We start from the raw sequence: 15,921 nt of genomic DNA, 5'->3' as shown, positions 1-15,921 counted from the left end.
GTATTGCTGTGTTGTCGTCATCCGCGATACTGCTTAGTATCGCTCCTTCCTCCGCCTTGCACTTCGAAATTTTACCGCAGTTGTATGTTATCGTTTTAGAATTTAAAGGGTACTAGGCCAGAAAACATGAAACGAGGTGATCCCCATATCCACCAAACTTAAAGTGACAGTCTTCGTCATCTACGAGGAATCCGCGGATTTCTACCTTTCCATTCTAAGGCGTTTGTTTGAGGATCATATTGAGCTGGAGGTCAGGCTATACTCGGATCTCAGCCCGCTTGAGCCCTTTGACGCGGACATTGTACTCTTCACGGTGAACTTCTTGAAGGCAATTCTCGCAGAAAAATGCGTAAATCCAGGCGCGGTTTATTACCACATGGGCAACACTTTGCAGGGCAAAAATCTCGAAGCTATAAAGCAGCTGAACCGGGGCACCGAGCTTCTGATTGTCAGTGAAGGCTCCGTATTTCTTTGGGATACCTTATTGACTTTCAAAGCCCATGGCATTGATCATGTCGACTTCGTACCCTACTATGGGCAGCGCCGTGATTTCAGCGCTTATAAGTATGCCATCTATTTAGGCATTGAAACCTATGAGCTGCCTTGGATCGAGAATGCCATAGACATAGGCTGGCGTGTCGTTCATCCCTTTGTACTGAGAAAAATTGGTGAAGCGGCGGCGCTTTCTGAGGATTACATGGCTGAAAAAATTACGGCATACATGGCAGATGAAACGGATTTGCTGGATTATCACCAATGTGTCGAAATTTCAATAGAGAGTGAAGCGATCCAGGAGCGCCTTGCGCTTTTAAATCAAATGGAATCGCCAGCCCTGCTGATCAATGAGCAGGAGGTGGTTTTGGGGTTTAATGAACGCCTCAGATCCGAGTTTCAAATGGACTTTGAAAAAATGCTTGGCCAAAAAATATACAAAAGCGAGCTGCTGGAGTCCCTGCGCAGAGCTTGTGACGACAGGGGCGGCAATGGCCGGTACGAAACGGCTGCGGGGCGCCGCTACAGCGTCGAAATCAAAGTCATTGAAAGCTACGGCGAGAGTCTCCAGCACAGATTTCTGCTTAAGGCGGTTCCGATATTAAAAGACGAGTCCCCAACTCAGCTGACTTACCGTTTTCAAGATATCATCTGTGAGAGTCAGGAAATGAAGCGCGTCGTGGCGCTTGCGAAGCACTTTGCGGGCACAGAGGAAAATGTGTTGATTGAAGGACCTTCCGGTGTGGGCAAGGAGCTTTTGGCACATTCCATACACGCGGCGTCCAAACGCAGAAATCACCCCTTTCATGCGGTGAACTGCGGCGCGTTTTCGGAGACGCTGCTGGAGTCCGAGCTCTTTGGCTATTCAGGCGGCGCTTTTACCGGCGCTCTGAGAAGCGGAAAGAAGGGGCTCCTTGAAAGTGCGAATGGTGGCACTGTTTTCCTGGATGAAATTGGCGAGGCAAGCCTGAAGCTCCAGGTCAGGCTGCTGTGTTTCCTTCAGGAAAAAGAGGTTCAGCCTATTGGATCAAACGCGGTTAAAAAAGTGGATGTCAGGGTGATCTGCGCCACGAACCGGGATCTTGAGGAAGCCATGGCGCTGGGCACCTTCAGGGATGACTTGTACTACCGGATCAGTCCGGTGACCCTTCTCGTACCGCCGCTTCGGGACAGGCTGGCGGACGTTGAGCCCATCCTGGCCCAGAGCCTTGGACCAGGCGCCTATCATCTCAGTGAGCCGCTCAAAAACTTTTTCAAAGCTTATCCATGGCCAGGCAATGTAAGGGAGCTGAAAGGCTGCGCCGCCTACATGCTGAGCTTTGGCAAACGCGACCTGACCACGGAGGACCTCCCGGATAAGTACCAGAGATGGCTGCGCGGTGTACAAAAAGACATAGACTCCCCAATGACCAAAGAAATTTTGCCGATGGTCACAGAACGCCAAAAAATCGAAGTCGAAATCCTTGCGCTCATAGACCGTGACCACGCTGGCCGCCGAAGCCTGCTCAAGACTCTGTCGGATCAGGGGTTCAAAGTTACCGAATACAAAATCCTCGAAATCCTGAGCGAGATGAAGGCCCAGGGGTGGATTGAAATCAAGAAGGGCCGCCACGGGACGTTTTTGACAGAGGTGGGGCGCAGACGGCTGGATGCGCTGCGGGAAGCACAGGTAAGCACAAATGGATGTCAATAAATCCGGATAAAAATGAGAAAAAACCTTGGTGGATTTTGCGACTATCGGCAAAATCCACCAAGGTTTTTTGGTGCTTTTATGGGGTAAGGTTCGAAGGCCGTACGGGCTAAGGCAAGATGTAGTGGATGCCTGCGCCAGGGCCCAGTGGCAGGTTGAAGAGGATAAAGATAATGAGGAGGACCGTCCAAATGATAAAGAAGACAAGGGAGTACGGCAGCATATTGGAGATCATGGTGCCAATACCTACATTTTTGTCGTACTTTCTGGCGAAGGCCAGGAGGATTGGGAAGTACGGGAGAAGCGGCGTCAACGGATTGGTGATGGAGTCACCAATGCGGTAGGCCATTTGCGTCAGGGCTGGATCGAAGCCGAGGAGCAGGAACATTGGGACGAAGATAGGGGCCATGATTGCCCATTTCGCGGAGGCGCTGCCAATAAAGATATTGATGAAAGATGAAAGGATAATGAATCCAATAATCAGGCCAATGTCGGAAAAGCCTGCAGCCCTTAAGGTTTCAGCGCCTTTGACAGAAAGGATGACGCCTAAGTTGCTCCAGTTAAAGTAAGCGAGGAATTGTGAGGCGACGAAAGCCAGGATAATGTAGGGACCCATGTCGCGCATGGAGTTGCCCATCATGGCGGCGGCTTCTTTGTCGTTTTTGATGCTGCCGGTGACTTTGCCGTAAACGAGGCCCGGGATGAGGAAGATGAACGTGATCAGCGGGATAATACTCTGCATCAGTGGAGACGTGAACGCGAGGAGGGAGCCCGTTGCTGGATCCGCGAAGAACGCGTCTTTGCCAACGCTTAAGGCGATGACCACCGCAAAGAGTGCGAGAAAGGTGAAGCCCGCCCACTTCAGGCCTTTGACTTCGACATCTGAGATTTCGGTGATCTCGTGCTGAAGGTCATCATCAGGGACATAGGTTTTAAAGCGCGGCGCTATGATTTTTTCTGTGACTAACGTGCCGGCAATAACCAGAATACCGACGGAGGCGATGAGAAAATAGAGGTTCATGGCTGGGGTGCCCTGGTAGGACGGGTCAATGACCTGGGCAGCGGGAATGGTAAAGCTCGCAGCCAGGACGTCTGACATGTTTACCATGACGTTCGCGGCAAAGCCACCGGCCATACCGGCATAAGAAGCGAACATGCCCACGAGAGGGTGACGGCCAATCATGAGGAATACGAGAGCGGCGAGCGGAGGGAGGACGACGAAGCCCGCGTCTCCAAAGGCATTGGCAATGATGCCAATGAAGATGACGGCAGCGCTGACCATATTGGCTGGAATCTTGGAGATGGAGTGACGCATGGCGGCTGTAATCATACCTGATTTTTCTGCGACGCCGGCGCCTATCATAACTACGAGCACCAGGCCAAGCGGCGGATAGCCCTGGAAGTTCTTGACGAAGCCGGTCATGATGTTTCTAAGGCCGTCTTTCGTCAAGAGGTTGACGGCAGATACGGTTTCGTTGGTGGAAGGGTGAATGACTGAAAGCTGAGCCTGTGCCGCGAGCCAGGAAATGATCAGAATGGCGACGCTGATGATGAAGAACAGGGTGACGGGATCCGGAAGGGCGTTGCCGGCGCGCTCGATAGCGTTGAGGATACGCTCAATTCTGGAAGTCGATTTGCTTTGGTTTTCTTTTTCCATAGTTGTTGATGCCTCCTTGTTAATTGATTAAATCTATTGGTTTAAGTAATCTATGGCGACTTGTGCCAGCGTTTGCATGGAGACCTTGAGGTTTTCGTCATTCCAGGCAAACTTTGGATGGTGGTGGCTGACCGGGGTGGCTTCATCCGGCGCTATACCGACAAAGAAGAACGCAGAAGGGACGTGCTCAGCGAAGTAAGCGAAATCTTCACCACCCATATTTGGCGTTTCGGTCCATTCGACGCGGTCGCTGCCAAAGAGCTTAACGGCGGATTTTTCGACGAGCTCTGTCATGGCATTGTCGTTGATCAGTGGCGGGAAGCGCTTTTCCACGTAGAAGTCGTAGCTGGCGCCATTCGCCTCGGTGACATGGCGCAGGACGGACTCCATGGTTTCCGGGATCCACTTTCTGACTTCTTTGTCGAACACCCTGATGGTGCCGCACATTTCAACGGTGTTTGGGATGACATTGTGGGTTTCGCCGCCGCGGATCATGGAGACGGAGATGACTGCGGGCTTCACGGGGTCTTTTCTTCTTGAAACTATGGTTTGGAATTCGCTGATGACCTGCGCGGCAATGACAATGGGGTCAATAGCCAGGTGAGGCGCTGAGGCGTGCCCGCCCTTGCCTGTGATCTTGATGGTGAACATATCTGGGGAGGCCATCATAGGGCCTCTTTTCAGCTGGACTTGGCCTTCCTTCAGGTTGCCCCAGAGGTGGCAGCCAAAGGCAGCGTCGACTTTTGGATTTTCCATGACGCCGGCTTCAATCATGGGGAGGGCGCCGCCTTCGTTTTCTTCCGCGGGTTGAAAGACGAGCTTGACGTTGCCTTTCAGCTGGTCCTTCATTTCGTTCAAGATCATAGCCGCGCCCAGAAGTCCGGCAGTGTGGCCGTCATGGCCGCAGGCGTGCATGACACCTGAGGTCTGGGACTTATAAGGGACCTCTGCTTCTTCCTGGAGCAGCAGGGCGTCCATGTCTGCCCTGAGAAGGACGGTTGGGCCCTGGGCCGCACCGCGAATCAGACCAACGACGCCTGTCTTCGCTATGCCGGTCTGGGTTTCAATGCCCAGCGCCTCAAGTGTTTCTGCTACTTTTTTGGCAGTGCCGAACTCCTGGAATGACAGCTCGGGGTTCATGTGGAAGTAATGCCTGAGGGCTTTGACTTCGGGATAAAATTTGTCGGAAAGTGATTTTATGTAGTTTGTGTTTTCCGCGTGCATGGTCTTCACTCCGTTCGGATAAAATTATGTAAATGTAAAAAGGTAAAAATTTTTTGTTGATATGAACAAATCGTAATATATTAACAATAAGCAAAAATGATGCCAAGTTAATTCGAAGCTGAAGATGGCGCAATAAAACTTTAAGGGGTTGGAAAAACTATGATGAAGGGGGCGTAAGTGCGCGGTCTGGATGAAAAAAATGGGGATATTTATTAAATAAAGGTGTGAAATGGAGGTTGAATGGTATTGATTAATGGGGTGAATGGGGTGAATGGAATTAATGGAGCTAATGGGGCTAATGGGGGGATGGGGGTGCTATAAAACCTTGCTTTGTCTTCACCCTCTGCCGCTTCCTTTCACAAAAGGCGTCAAAAACATTCCCAGATGAGGTCATAAGGATATATAATGAGATTAATTTATCAGACGGCGGGAAGCTACACGGCTTTAATTTAAGACGATGCATAAAACTGCCCACACCTTTCATACAAGCAGGTGAAACTATGAAACCCACGGAACAAAGTGATGCGTTTGAGGATGACATCCTGATCTCCAAAAAGCAAATCGATGACTACAGAAAAAAATTTGGGCTGAAGCGCATTCTCTCAGGCATTCACTTGTGGGGGATTGGCGTTGGCACTGTCATTGCTGGCACCTTCTTTGGCTGGAACTATGGCCTTGAGCTTTCAGGCTCCCTGGGCTTTTTTATTACCACCCTGGTGGTCACAGCCTTTTACATAGTCCTTGCGTTTATCTTCTCTGAGCTTGCGGGGTTATATCCTTATGCCGGCGGCCCTTATGCCTACGTCAGAAAGGGGCTGGGAAAGCTTGGGGGCTACCTGACCGGGGTGCTGACCATTGTGGAATTTATCTGTGCCTCCGCCGCGGTAACCATATCCATTGCCTCCTATGTCTCCTGGGTCTACCAGTCCATTCCCAAAATGTATGTCGCGCTGGGCGTTTACGTGCTGTTCCTTTTGATCGACATCATAGGCATCAAGCAGTCTGCGATTTTCCAACTGATCATTACCAGTGTGGCGATTGGAGCCCTTGTCATGTTTTTTGTTGGGACGGCGGATGCGGTGAACCTCTCCGAAGCCTTTAAGATTGAACCCTTCGTCAGCGGGGCAAAGGGGATTGTCATAGCGATCCCGTACGCGCTATGGTTCTATCTCTGCTTTGAGGGGATCGCGCTGGCTGCCGAGGAGACCGTCAATCCCAAAACCGACATGCGCATAGGCTTTGGCACCAGCATCATCACGGTGGCCCTGCTCAATTTTGGCGTCCTGATCTTTTGTCTGTCCACGGTGGACTGGCATGATCTTTTAATGAACGACTATCCGCTGTCCAGCGCCATGCACCTGGTCAATCCGGAGGGTGGAAAGTGGCTGGTCATTTTCACGACCCTTGCGATCAGCAGCCTCCTGGCAAGCCTCCACGGCATGATCAACGGATTTTCCAGACAGAGCTTCGCGCTGTCCAGGGCGGGGTATCTGCCCAAAATCATGAGCCATATTCACCCTGTCACGAAGACACCTTATCTTGCTATTGTGCTGCCTGGAGCTATAGGCATACTCCTGGCTCAGTTTGGCACCGCGAGAATCCTGGTATTCGCCGCGGGCTTTTCCGCGCTGCTGATGTACCTGCTGGTTATTTTGTCCTATCTGAAAATAAAATTGTCAGCGCGCAGGGCCTCGCACGGCTGGCTTACCAAAGTCAAGGCCGCGTCCCTGGTGGTATTCGCCGCGCTGATCTTCAGCGCGCTGACCTTTATAAGCCTGCGCACCCCCAACAGCCTGCAAATTATAGGCGTCTTTTTGGGCGGGGCCATGCTGTATTATTTTTTAATTGGCAGGAAATACATTGCACATGACGCCCCAGAGGAAATGGAAGCTCAAAACAGTGTGATCAAAATTCATTGAGGTTTGAAAGATAAGAGAAATCCTGGAGAATTAAAAGTAAGCTTGGCAAGTTAAGGAGAAAAGCGGAAAGGAACGTGGCAACCATGAACTCAACTACACCAGAAGTTTCAAGACAGCTTTGCGAGGACGTGGTGCGCCTGATCGCGGACGGATGGCACCCGCTCCTGAGCTGCTTTCAGTCCATGCAGCTAAGGGTTGAGGGCACTTTGCCTGTGATGCTGTCTTCGGACAGCCTTGAGCGATTGGATCCCTCTAAAGAAGAAAATGGTCACGCGCTGAACATCATGATGAACGGCGCTTTCCTGGGCACCTTCACCGCGACCCAGCGGGAAGGGTCATGCACTGCGGACGCCTTTTTGACACACCTGGATCAGGCGGCACTGCTGAGATTAGAGGACAATCCTGATTTGCTGCTCCCGAACCCTCAGTGTCTGCTTGACGCTGCAGGTGAAGTGGTCTGGAGGAATGGCCCCATGGCTGAAATCGCCCGGGTTTCTCCGGAGCCGCTTCAGGAGCTACTGCGCGGGTTTTTTAACCGCCAGAAGCGCGGGGTTTTTAACTGCCAGAAGCACGGGGCTTTTGACCAGAAGCTGCCGGCCAATGGAGAAGCTCTTCAGGTCTCAGAAATTGAAATTCGCCAGTACCGCATGCTTGCCGCCCAAATACCAGTACGCTTTGCCGATGGTCACCTTCACCACTTCATCACCCTTTCCGACAACGCGCCAGACCCCAAATCCGCAGTCATCAAGGAGATCCACCACCGGGTCAAAAACAATCTCCAGACGATTGCCAGCCTGCTGCGCCTCCAAATGCGGCGGGTCAACTCCAAAAAGGTCGAAAATGCCTTCAACGAAAGCATCAACCGGATCTCCAGCATAGCCTTGATCCACGAGGAGCTTTCACGGGGCGGTATTGATAAAATCAACATAAAAGCTGCAACGGCCAACATCATGGAAATGGTTCTGACCAGCATGGTGCCGCCTGGGAAAAACATTACAGGTGAGCTCAGCGGTTCAGACCTTTATCAGGACGCGGACAAGGCGAGCAGCCTGTCCCTGTGCATCACAGAGCTGATCCAAAATTCTGTTGAGCATGCTTTCCAAATGCGCAAAAAAGGCGTTATAAAGGTGGATATAAGCGAGGTAGCGGGTGAGGCGGTAATAACCATCTCGGACAATGGGATTGGCTTTGGCGGGAAAAAATCCAAGAGCAGCCTTGGCCTTGAGATTATTGAAATGATCACCGTGGAAAAGCTCAAAGGGACTTTTGAGATTCACGGGCAAATCAATGGGACAACTTCAGTGATTCGTTTTCCACTGATGTAGAGAAGGGGGTGTTTCAAGTGAAGCCATTAAAAGTCATAATTGCAGAAGATGAACCGGTGACGCGAAAAGATCTGCGTGAGATGCTTGCGGAGGCTAAGATCAAGACCATCGGCGAATGCGGAGATGGAAAGAGTGCGGTGGAGCTCGCCAGGAAGCTGAAGCCGGATCTGATTCTGATGGATATAAAAATGCCGGTCATGGATGGCATCGAAGCCGCCAGGCTGCTCAATGCGGAGAAGATTGCGCCCGTCATGCTCCTGACGGCGTACAGCCAGAAGCAGCTTGTGGAAGAGGCCCGGGAGGCCGGAGTGCTGGCCTATCTCGTGAAGCCTATCAACAAGCAGAATTTGATTCCCGCCTGCTACATAGCAGTGTCGCGGTATGAGGAATTCAGCCTCCTGGCGCAGGAGGTGGATACCTTGAATGAGGCGCTCCAGTCAAGGAAGCAGATTGAAAAAGCAAAAGGCATTCTTCAAAAGCACTATAACCTTGACGAAGAGGCGGCTTTCAAGAAGATCCGGACCATGAGCATGGACCAGAGAAAAACCATGAAGGAGATTGCGGAGGCCATTATCATTGCCATGGGATAAAATGATTTTGGCAGAGTTTCGTTGACTAAAGTGGACTATTAAGGATTGACGAATTCGAAATAGTCTGATAATATTGTGACAATTAAAGAAGTGAATGCAACGGCGCATTCTGATTTCGAAAGCAATGAGGCTTTCAAACCATCCAACAGTGCTTGTGATGGCTTGATGCCTCATTTTTTGTTTTTGAAATTTGCTGTACATGCTTCACAGCTTCGTAGGGGCTGATGCAAGCGCGCGAGTTCTGAAATTCATCATCTGACATTTTTCAAGCGGGGGGAGGTGAAACCTATGGAAAAAAAGATACAGAAGCTATATTCAACAGACTGCGTCACCATGATGCTTTTTCTCGCCATATTTTGGCTGCTGCTCATTTACATAGCCTTCAATGTCATTGCGATAGTCTCTGATCCTGCTGTCAAGGGTGTGATTATTGTAGCGGCGGCGTTGATCGCTGCTTTTGGCACAGCGTCTTCGATAGCTGTTCTGGTTCATCTGCGAAAGAACCAGCGGCAGATTTATGTTGAGGAGCTGTTGTCCTATGAGCATGAGCGTGAAGCGTAACTGATTACTGGAAAGGGTGAAAAACATGGAGCTTACTGAAAAACAAAAGGAGAAAAAGAATTTTTGGGTTGAACTCATGGATTCAATGTTTATCATGGTGCTTTGCTTCGCAACGCTGCTCACCGCCATGCTGATGTCTGGAAAATCAGACGGGGCTCTAAGCTATGGCGTTGATTTCAAGACGCTGGGCTTAGTTTGTGTGAGTCTCGTCATTTATCTGGCCTATGTCCTTTACCAGTCTGACAGAGAGCTAAAATCCATGATTCAAAATTTATACTGCGACAGTGAAACGACAAGCATAGAAGTCAAGGGGGCGTAAGGGATGAGCTTTTGGAGCATTATGAACTATGTGGCCTGGGGCCTGTCCGGCCTGCTGGCATATCTGATCTTTTCTGATTTTATACGCGTCGAGCTTGGACGCATGAAGAAAGAAGACTAATCTCTTGAAAGGTGGTACTGAAATGGATCATTTACCTGATCTGAAGGCGTCGAAGGAAGCTTCTTCGAGCTCGCATCTGTCAAAGGTTTTAGGCCCTATGCATATCTGGGCCCTTGGGGTGGGCATTGTTCTCGTGGGACAGTTCATGGGCTGGAACTTTACCATTGCCAAAGGGGGGTCTTTAGGCTCGATCATTGCTTGCTGGGTGATTGGGATCCTGTATATTTCTCTGATCATGTTCAATACGGAAATGGGCTCAGTGATGCCTGAGGCGGGTGGACAGTATTCCATGGCCAAATACCTCTTGGGTCCACTGGCGGCGTTCAATGTTGGCATGATGCTCGTTTTTGAATACGTTATGCTCGCCGCCGCGGACTCCCTGGTCGTTGGCGAGATTCTGAAGACCATCAGTCCGGACATTCAGGCGCTGCCCTACATTATTCTGAGTATCCTGTTCCTGACCTGGCTCAATTACCGGGGTGTACACGCCACGCTCAATCTCAATATTGTACTGACGGGAATCGCATTCATAACCATTATAATTTTACTTTTCAGCACCAAATTCTATTCACCTACTGAAAGCATGCTCAATTTAAAAGAAATGACCAACGGCCTGCCTTATGGCTGGATGGGCATCCTGGGTGCGTTCCAGTTTGGCTGCTGGTTTTATCTTGGCATTGAAGGCACGGCGCTGGCGGCGGAGGAATGCCGCTCAACGGGCCGTTCGCTTCCGGTGGGGGCGATTGTTGGGCTCCTTACGCTCATCATAGGCGCGACCATCACTTGGTTTGTCAGCTCGGGACTGGTCCCCGCTGATCTCTTGGGTGCGTCCACTTATCCTTTGTTTGACGCGGCAGTGGCGACGGGGAAGCCTATAGTGATCCAGCTGCTCTTCGTTGGGACAATTCTCGCGTGCCTGGCCAGTGCCAATGGCTGTATCGCAGACTCAAGCCGCGCCTGGTACTCCATGTCCCGGGACACGCTGATTCCGGAGGCCTTCTCGGCGATCCATCCCAAATACAAAACCCCATACCGCGCCATTGTTTTTCTGATGCCAATCTCCTTGGCGTTCGGTTTTACGGGGCTTCTGGATCAGGTTATTACGTTCTCAATTTTGTCCGCGCTTCTCGTCTATCTTTTGACTGCCTATATGATGTTCAAGTTCAGACGCATGTATCCAATTGGTTCCATTGACCGTGGCTACATTGCGCCATGGCACCCGTTTCCGGCGCTGGTGGTCATTGCCCTGGCCGCCGCGACGCTCTTTGGGATGTACTTTGGCTACTGGATCAATCTCCTGGCAGGCTTCGCGTTTTATCTGCTGGCCTCCTTCTGGTTTGTGCTGCACAGGTCAAAATCCCTTGATATGTCACGGTTTATTGCCCATGGCGCGTCTTACTGGCCGCGGCCTAAGGGCTATTAATTTTAGTTGAAATCCCCCCATCACACTTTATGTGGCGTGGGGGGATTTTTGTTTTGGGGGAAAAGTGCTTGGTGGGGGACAGGGGCGCGTGGCGCGCCCCTGTCCCCCACCAAGCACTGTCCATCAGCAAAAAAAGAACGTTGACAGATTGAGGGATTTGGTTTAATATTCTCATATACCCACATGAGAATACGAGAATGTGAAAGTACAAAGATAGATACCTATGGACGTTTTACCGAGAAGGGAGATTTTCATGAACAATTTGACGGGCATATTTAAGCTGCTCTCTGATGAAACCCGACTGAGAATCATCATGCTGCTGTTCCAAGAGCCGTTGTGCGTTTGTGAACTCAGCGGGATTTTAAAGGTGTCCCAGCCCACGATTTCAAAGAACCTGTCCAAGCTGAGGGATTTGAACCTTGCAGAGGATCAGCGCAGGGACAAGTTTGTGTTTTATACCCTCAAAGAGGACAATGAGATGCTGATCACGGTGCTGAAATCCATTGCGGAAAACCTCGAGGCGTATCCGCAGCTGGTGGAGGACCGTGGGAGACTATCGGAAAAAGAGCTGTATTTGAGTCAATGCGGGAACATCAGCCCGCTGATAAGTTAAAAGACAAGGAGAGGTAGCAATGGTTGTATTTAGCTGGTTGAACAGGCAGCTGCTGAAAATGGAGTGGCTCTACGACGGGGTCAGGGCATTCGTCGAGAACGTGCTGAAGCTCGACTTCGAGAGCAAAATTGGCGGCAGCGTGCACTTTTTCATTTATGATGTCATCAAGATTTTCATTCTTTTATCCGTCCTGATTTTTTCTATTTCCTATATCCAAAGCTTTTTCCCACCGGAGCGGACGCGTAAAATCCTTGGGCGTTTCAACGGCGTCACCGCGAACATTTTAGGCGCGCTGTTAGGAACCGTAACGCCGTTTTGCTCCTGCTCGTCCATTCCCCTTTTTATAGGCTTTACGAGTGCGGGTCTTCCTATAGGCGTCACCTTTTCCTTCCTGATTTCCTCCCCACTTGTGGACCTGGCTTCAGTCTTACTGCTGGCGAGTATCTTCAACTGGCGGATCGCCATTGCTTACGTCGTGGTGGGTCTCATTTTGGCGGTCATTGGCGGCACAATCATCAGCAAGGCGAGACTTGAGAAATACGTGGAGCCCTTCGTCTTTGGCAATCCTATGCTGGAGATGGAGCAAGAGGCCATGACGCGGCGGGATAGAATCAACTTTGGCAAGTATCAGGTCAAGGACATCATCAAGAAGGTTTGGCTGTATATCCTGATTGGCGTAGGTATAGGTGCAGCGATCCACAACTGGATCCCGGAAAATGTCATTGCAGCGGTACTGGGTCAGGACAAATGGTATTCCGTGGCGCTGGCGACATTGGTAGGTATTCCAATGTACGCGGATATCTTTGGAACGCTGCCTATTGCGGAAGCGCTGGTTTACAAGGGCGTGGGCATAGGTACGGCGCTGTCGTTCATGATGGCCGTCACTGCGCTGTCACTGCCGTCCATGATCATGCTGAAGAAGGTTGTCAAGACGAAGCTGCTGGTCATTTTCGCGGGCATTGTAAGCGTTGGTATATTGATTATTGGTTACACGTTTAATGCCTTTGGCTATTTGCTGCTGTGATTGAAGCATTGCGGCTGAAGAAGAATAGAACGAAAAGATTAAAATTAAAAGACTAAGACGAAAAGACTAAGACGAGACTTAACTTCAAACGAGGAGGAAAAAACATGATTATCAAAATTTTGGGAACAGGCTGCACAAACTGCAAAAAGCTGGAAGAGCATGCAAATCAAGCGGTAAAAGAAATGGGCATTGACGCTAAGGTGGAGAAGGTTGAGGATTTCATGGAGATCATGAAGTACGGCGTTATGAAGACGCCGGCTCTGGTCGTCGATGAGCAGGTGAAGTCCGCCGGCAAAGTCCTTTCTGCTGAGGAGATCAAAAAGCATTTATAAGACAGGTCTTTAGAGATCATACAAAGGGCAGCCCGAGGGTTGTCCTTTTTGCATTTGTAGGGGCGGAAAACCGGAGATAGTTAACAATGGTTTAACAATTATGGTATTGAAAAAGGGAAGTTACCATGGTAACATATGATTAAATTCAAATATAATCATATGAAATTAGTCACAACGATTGACGAACATCCCATGAAGGAGGTATTCCATGCTTGCAACCCTGAAGAGTTTATGCGATGAGAACAGGCTGCGGCTATTCAACATCCTCATGCATTATGAGCTGTGCGTCTGTGAAATTGAAGTTCTGCTGGGGCTCAGCCAGTCCAACGTCTCAAGACACCTGGGCATCCTAAGGAACCAAAAGCTCATCTCTGGGGCAAAAGACGGCCAGTGGGTCCATTATAAAGTGGATGAGCGGTTTTCTGAGGAAAACGCGCTGCTCATAGCTTACTTAAGGCAGGGCTTTGAGCGTGAGCCGGTCTTTGTCGAGGACCTCGAAAAATGCAAAGTCTACAAAGAAAGTAACCTCAGCTGCCAGGACATCACCAGTGACAAGGGCAGTGTCGAAGCTTATATTCAAACCCGCGTCAGCGGACAAACTGGCAAACGAATTTAACATGACTGGAGGATCTAAAAGTGAAAAAGAAACAACTTCAAGGCATCAGCTTTTTCGAAAGGTACCTGACGGTGTGGGTCGCGGCCTGCATGGTCATTGGTGTACTTATTGGCGTGTACCTGCCCCAGATTCCGGCGTGGCTCAGCAAATTTGAATACGCCAGCGTCTCCATCCCCGTGGCAATTCTGATCTGGCTCATGATCTATCCTATGATGCTCAAGGTCGACTTCCACAGCATCAAAAAAGTGGGTGAAAACCCCAAAGGCCTCATCATTACCTGGGTGACCAACTGGCTCATCAAGCCCTTCACTATGTTTGGAATAGCTTCGCTGTTCTTCTACGTGTTCTATAGCGGCCTGATCTCGGACGATCTGGCGAAGGAATATCTGGCTGGTGCCGTTCTCCTTGGCGCGGCCCCTTGCACCGCCATGGTCTTTGTATGGAGCCATCTCACAAAGGGCAACCCCGCTTACACTCTGGTTCAGGTCGCAACGAATGATCTCATAATCCTCGTTGCGTTTGTGCCCATAGTTGCCTTCCTTCTTGGGATCAGCGACGTCATAGTCCCTTGGGAAACCCTTTTCCTCTCTGTTGTCCTGTTCGTCGTCATCCCGCTTGGTGCCGGCTGGTTCTCCCGGGTCTTCATTTCAAAGCACAAAGGCCTGGACTATTTCGAGAAGGTCTATATTCCTAAGTTTGGCAATGTCACTATTGCAGGGCTCTTGCTGACCCTGGTCATCATCTTCTCCTTCCAGGGCCAAATCATAGTGGACAATCCCATCAATATTGTTCTGATCGCGATTCCACTGATCATCCAGACCTTCTTCATCTTCTTCGTTGCCTACTTCTGGGCGAAGCTGTGGAAGCTGCCTCACAACGTCGCGGCACCGGCAGGGATGATAGGTGCCTCGAACTTCTTTGAGCTCGCGGTAGCGGTAGCGATCTCACTCTTTGGACTTCAGTCCGGCGCCACCATTGCTACAGTGGTCGGTGTCCTTGTGGAAGTACCGGTCATGCTGACCCTCGTCAAAATTGCGAACAATACCAAGCACTGGTTTAAACCGGTAGGCCGGGCGGCGTAGAACAGCGCGCTTGAAGATAAGGAGGAATCATTAAATGAAATTGAACGTGAATGGAAAACCAAAAGTTGCCTTTATATGTGTGCATAACTCCTGCAGGAGCCAGATGGCGGAAGCCTTGGGCAAGCATTTTGCCGAGGATGTCTTTGAAAGCTACTCCGCGGGTACAGAAATGAGGCCCCAGATCAATCAGGATGCCGTGAGGCTCATCAAGGAACTCTATAACATTGACATGGAGGCGACCCAGCGTCCGAAGCTGCTGCACGAGATCCCAGAGGTCGACATTGTCATTAAAATGGGCTGCAACGTCATTTGTCCGTTCCTCCCAAGCCAGCATGAAGAAGACTGGGGTCTGGACGATCCATCCGGCAAGAGTGATGAGGCATTCAAGATCATCATTGATAAGATTGAGGAGAACGTAAAGGCGCTGGCTGAGAAGATTCGCAGCGGGGAGCTGTAAGGAAACGACAATGGAATCATAGGGGACGGTTCCTTTTGAATCCTTTTGAATCCTCCTGTTGAGACCATCGGCAAAGCAATCAAGGGGCAATCAAGGGGGACGGTTCCTTTTGTGCTGTTGAGACCATCGGCAAAGTGATATGCTCCCTTTGTAGTAGACAGTTGAAATAATAAAACTGTCGCTGCAAGGGGAGTTTTTCTATGAAAAGAAAATCAAAGGTCAGTTATGAGGAAAAGATTCAAGCAGTCCAGCGCTATATAAATGGATTAGGAAGTTTTTCAACTATCGCAAAAGAAATATCAGTTGATAAATCATCATTACAATCCTGGGTGAAAATGTACAAGCACGTAGGTGCGCACGTATTGTTAACAACCTCCCAAAACACTCCATATAGTCGAGACTTAAAAATTGCTGCCGTTAAAGAATATTTTGAGGGGAATGCCTCTTTACGGGATATTCAAGCTAAATATGCAATTA

The 15,921-nt window shown here is 50.0% G+C and carries 16 protein-coding genes; 14 read left to right on the top strand and 2 right to left on the bottom strand.

Annotation, left to right across the window (positions count from 1 at the left end; translation table 11 throughout):
- The first annotated feature begins 136 nt into the window (after positions 1 to 136).
- On the top strand, positions 137 to 2,185 hold the full coding sequence (locus tag BLP63_RS12625; RefSeq protein WP_139159830.1) for a sigma-54 interaction domain-containing protein: 2,049 nt from the start codon (positions 137 to 139) through the stop codon (positions 2,183 to 2,185).
- A 106-nt stretch (positions 2,186 to 2,291) separates the two neighbouring features.
- Here BLP63_RS12625 and BLP63_RS12620 read toward each other — a convergent pair whose 3' ends face one another.
- Positions 2,292 to 3,839: an AbgT family transporter gene (locus BLP63_RS12620; protein ID WP_092592143.1), complete on the bottom strand. Its 1,548-nt coding sequence runs from the start codon at positions 3,837 to 3,839 to the stop codon at positions 2,292 to 2,294.
- Positions 3,840 to 3,872: 33 nt separating this feature from the next.
- The gene (locus BLP63_RS12615) at positions 3,873 to 5,063 is read right to left on the bottom strand and encodes a M20 metallopeptidase family protein (protein WP_092592141.1); all 1,191 of its coding nucleotides are present in this window, start codon (positions 5,061 to 5,063) and stop codon (positions 3,873 to 3,875) included.
- A 500-nt stretch (positions 5,064 to 5,563) separates the two neighbouring features.
- Here BLP63_RS12615 and BLP63_RS12610 point away from each other — a divergent pair, with 500 nt between their 5' ends.
- The 13 genes from BLP63_RS12610 to BLP63_RS12550 all read left to right on the top strand — a co-directional run.
- A complete protein-coding gene (locus tag BLP63_RS12610; RefSeq protein ID WP_092592139.1) occupies positions 5,564 to 6,982 on the top strand; it encodes an amino acid permease in 1,419 nt (472 codons plus the stop codon).
- An 83-nt stretch (positions 6,983 to 7,065) separates the two neighbouring features.
- Entirely contained in the window at positions 7,066 to 8,307 is a 1,242-nt protein-coding gene (locus BLP63_RS12605) for a sensor histidine kinase (protein ID WP_092592137.1), read from the top strand.
- 17 nt (positions 8,308 to 8,324) lie between these two features.
- Positions 8,325 to 8,897: an ANTAR domain-containing response regulator gene (locus BLP63_RS12600; protein WP_092592135.1), complete on the top strand. Its 573-nt coding sequence runs from the start codon at positions 8,325 to 8,327 to the stop codon at positions 8,895 to 8,897.
- A 288-nt stretch (positions 8,898 to 9,185) separates the two neighbouring features.
- A complete protein-coding gene (locus BLP63_RS12595) occupies positions 9,186 to 9,458 on the top strand; it encodes a hypothetical protein (protein WP_092592133.1) in 273 nt (90 codons plus the stop codon).
- Positions 9,459 to 9,483: 25 nt separating this feature from the next.
- Positions 9,484 to 9,777: a hypothetical protein gene (locus BLP63_RS12590; protein ID WP_092592131.1), complete on the top strand. Its 294-nt coding sequence runs from the start codon at positions 9,484 to 9,486 to the stop codon at positions 9,775 to 9,777.
- Positions 9,778 to 9,919: 142 nt separating this feature from the next.
- Positions 9,920 to 11,320, top strand: a complete 1,401-nt coding sequence (locus BLP63_RS12585) for an APC family permease (protein WP_242870906.1) — start codon at positions 9,920 to 9,922, stop codon at positions 11,318 to 11,320.
- 253 nt (positions 11,321 to 11,573) lie between these two features.
- Entirely contained in the window at positions 11,574 to 11,933 is a 360-nt protein-coding gene (locus BLP63_RS12580) for an ArsR/SmtB family transcription factor (RefSeq protein ID WP_092592129.1), read from the top strand.
- Between the two features lie 19 nt (positions 11,934 to 11,952).
- The gene (locus BLP63_RS12575; RefSeq protein ID WP_092592127.1) at positions 11,953 to 12,957 is read left to right on the top strand and encodes a permease; all 1,005 of its coding nucleotides are present in this window, start codon (positions 11,953 to 11,955) and stop codon (positions 12,955 to 12,957) included.
- Positions 12,958 to 13,061: 104 nt separating this feature from the next.
- Positions 13,062 to 13,289, top strand: coding sequence for a thioredoxin family protein (locus BLP63_RS12570; RefSeq protein ID WP_092592125.1), 228 nt, complete (start codon positions 13,062 to 13,064; stop codon positions 13,287 to 13,289).
- 208 nt (positions 13,290 to 13,497) lie between these two features.
- Complete coding sequence (locus BLP63_RS12565; protein ID WP_092592123.1) at positions 13,498 to 13,905, top strand: ArsR/SmtB family transcription factor; 408 nt, start codon at positions 13,498 to 13,500, stop codon at positions 13,903 to 13,905.
- Positions 13,906 to 13,925: 20 nt separating this feature from the next.
- Complete coding sequence (gene arsB, locus BLP63_RS12560) at positions 13,926 to 14,987, top strand: ACR3 family arsenite efflux transporter (protein ID WP_092592121.1); 1,062 nt, start codon at positions 13,926 to 13,928, stop codon at positions 14,985 to 14,987.
- A 34-nt stretch (positions 14,988 to 15,021) separates the two neighbouring features.
- A complete protein-coding gene (locus tag BLP63_RS12555) occupies positions 15,022 to 15,444 on the top strand; it encodes an arsenate reductase ArsC (RefSeq protein WP_139159828.1) in 423 nt (140 codons plus the stop codon).
- Positions 15,445 to 15,644: 200 nt separating this feature from the next.
- Positions 15,645 to 15,921, top strand: a 277-nt coding sequence (locus BLP63_RS12550; protein ID WP_139159794.1) for a transposase, incomplete at its 3' end; no start/stop codon positions are given.

This window comes from Acidaminobacter hydrogenoformans DSM 2784 (assembly GCF_900103005.1).
In the GTDB taxonomy this organism is placed as follows: domain Bacteria; phylum Bacillota; class Clostridia; order Peptostreptococcales; family Acidaminobacteraceae; genus Acidaminobacter; species Acidaminobacter hydrogenoformans.
This window is presented reverse-complemented; position numbering and strand designations above follow the sequence as displayed.

Coding starts and splice junctions, on each gene's coding strand:
- BLP63_RS12620 (WP_092592143.1), bottom strand. CDS start 3,839: ATGGAAAAAGAAAACCAAAGCAAATCGACTTCCAGAATTGAGCGTATC.
- BLP63_RS12615 (WP_092592141.1), bottom strand. CDS start 5,063: ATGCACGCGGAAAACACAAACTACATAAAATCACTTTCCGACAAATTT.
- BLP63_RS12610 (WP_092592139.1), top strand. CDS start 5,564: ATGAAACCCACGGAACAAAGTGATGCGTTTGAGGATGACATCCTGATC.
- BLP63_RS12605 (WP_092592137.1), top strand. CDS start 7,066: ATGAACTCAACTACACCAGAAGTTTCAAGACAGCTTTGCGAGGACGTG.
- BLP63_RS12595 (WP_092592133.1), top strand. CDS start 9,186: ATGGAAAAAAAGATACAGAAGCTATATTCAACAGACTGCGTCACCATG.
- BLP63_RS12590 (WP_092592131.1), top strand. CDS start 9,484: ATGGAGCTTACTGAAAAACAAAAGGAGAAAAAGAATTTTTGGGTTGAA.
- BLP63_RS12585 (WP_242870906.1), top strand. CDS start 9,920: ATGGATCATTTACCTGATCTGAAGGCGTCGAAGGAAGCTTCTTCGAGC.
- BLP63_RS12580 (WP_092592129.1), top strand. CDS start 11,574: ATGAACAATTTGACGGGCATATTTAAGCTGCTCTCTGATGAAACCCGA.
- BLP63_RS12575 (WP_092592127.1), top strand. CDS start 11,953: ATGGTTGTATTTAGCTGGTTGAACAGGCAGCTGCTGAAAATGGAGTGG.
- BLP63_RS12570 (WP_092592125.1), top strand. CDS start 13,062: ATGATTATCAAAATTTTGGGAACAGGCTGCACAAACTGCAAAAAGCTG.
- BLP63_RS12565 (WP_092592123.1), top strand. CDS start 13,498: ATGCTTGCAACCCTGAAGAGTTTATGCGATGAGAACAGGCTGCGGCTA.
- BLP63_RS12555 (WP_139159828.1), top strand. CDS start 15,022: ATGAAATTGAACGTGAATGGAAAACCAAAAGTTGCCTTTATATGTGTG.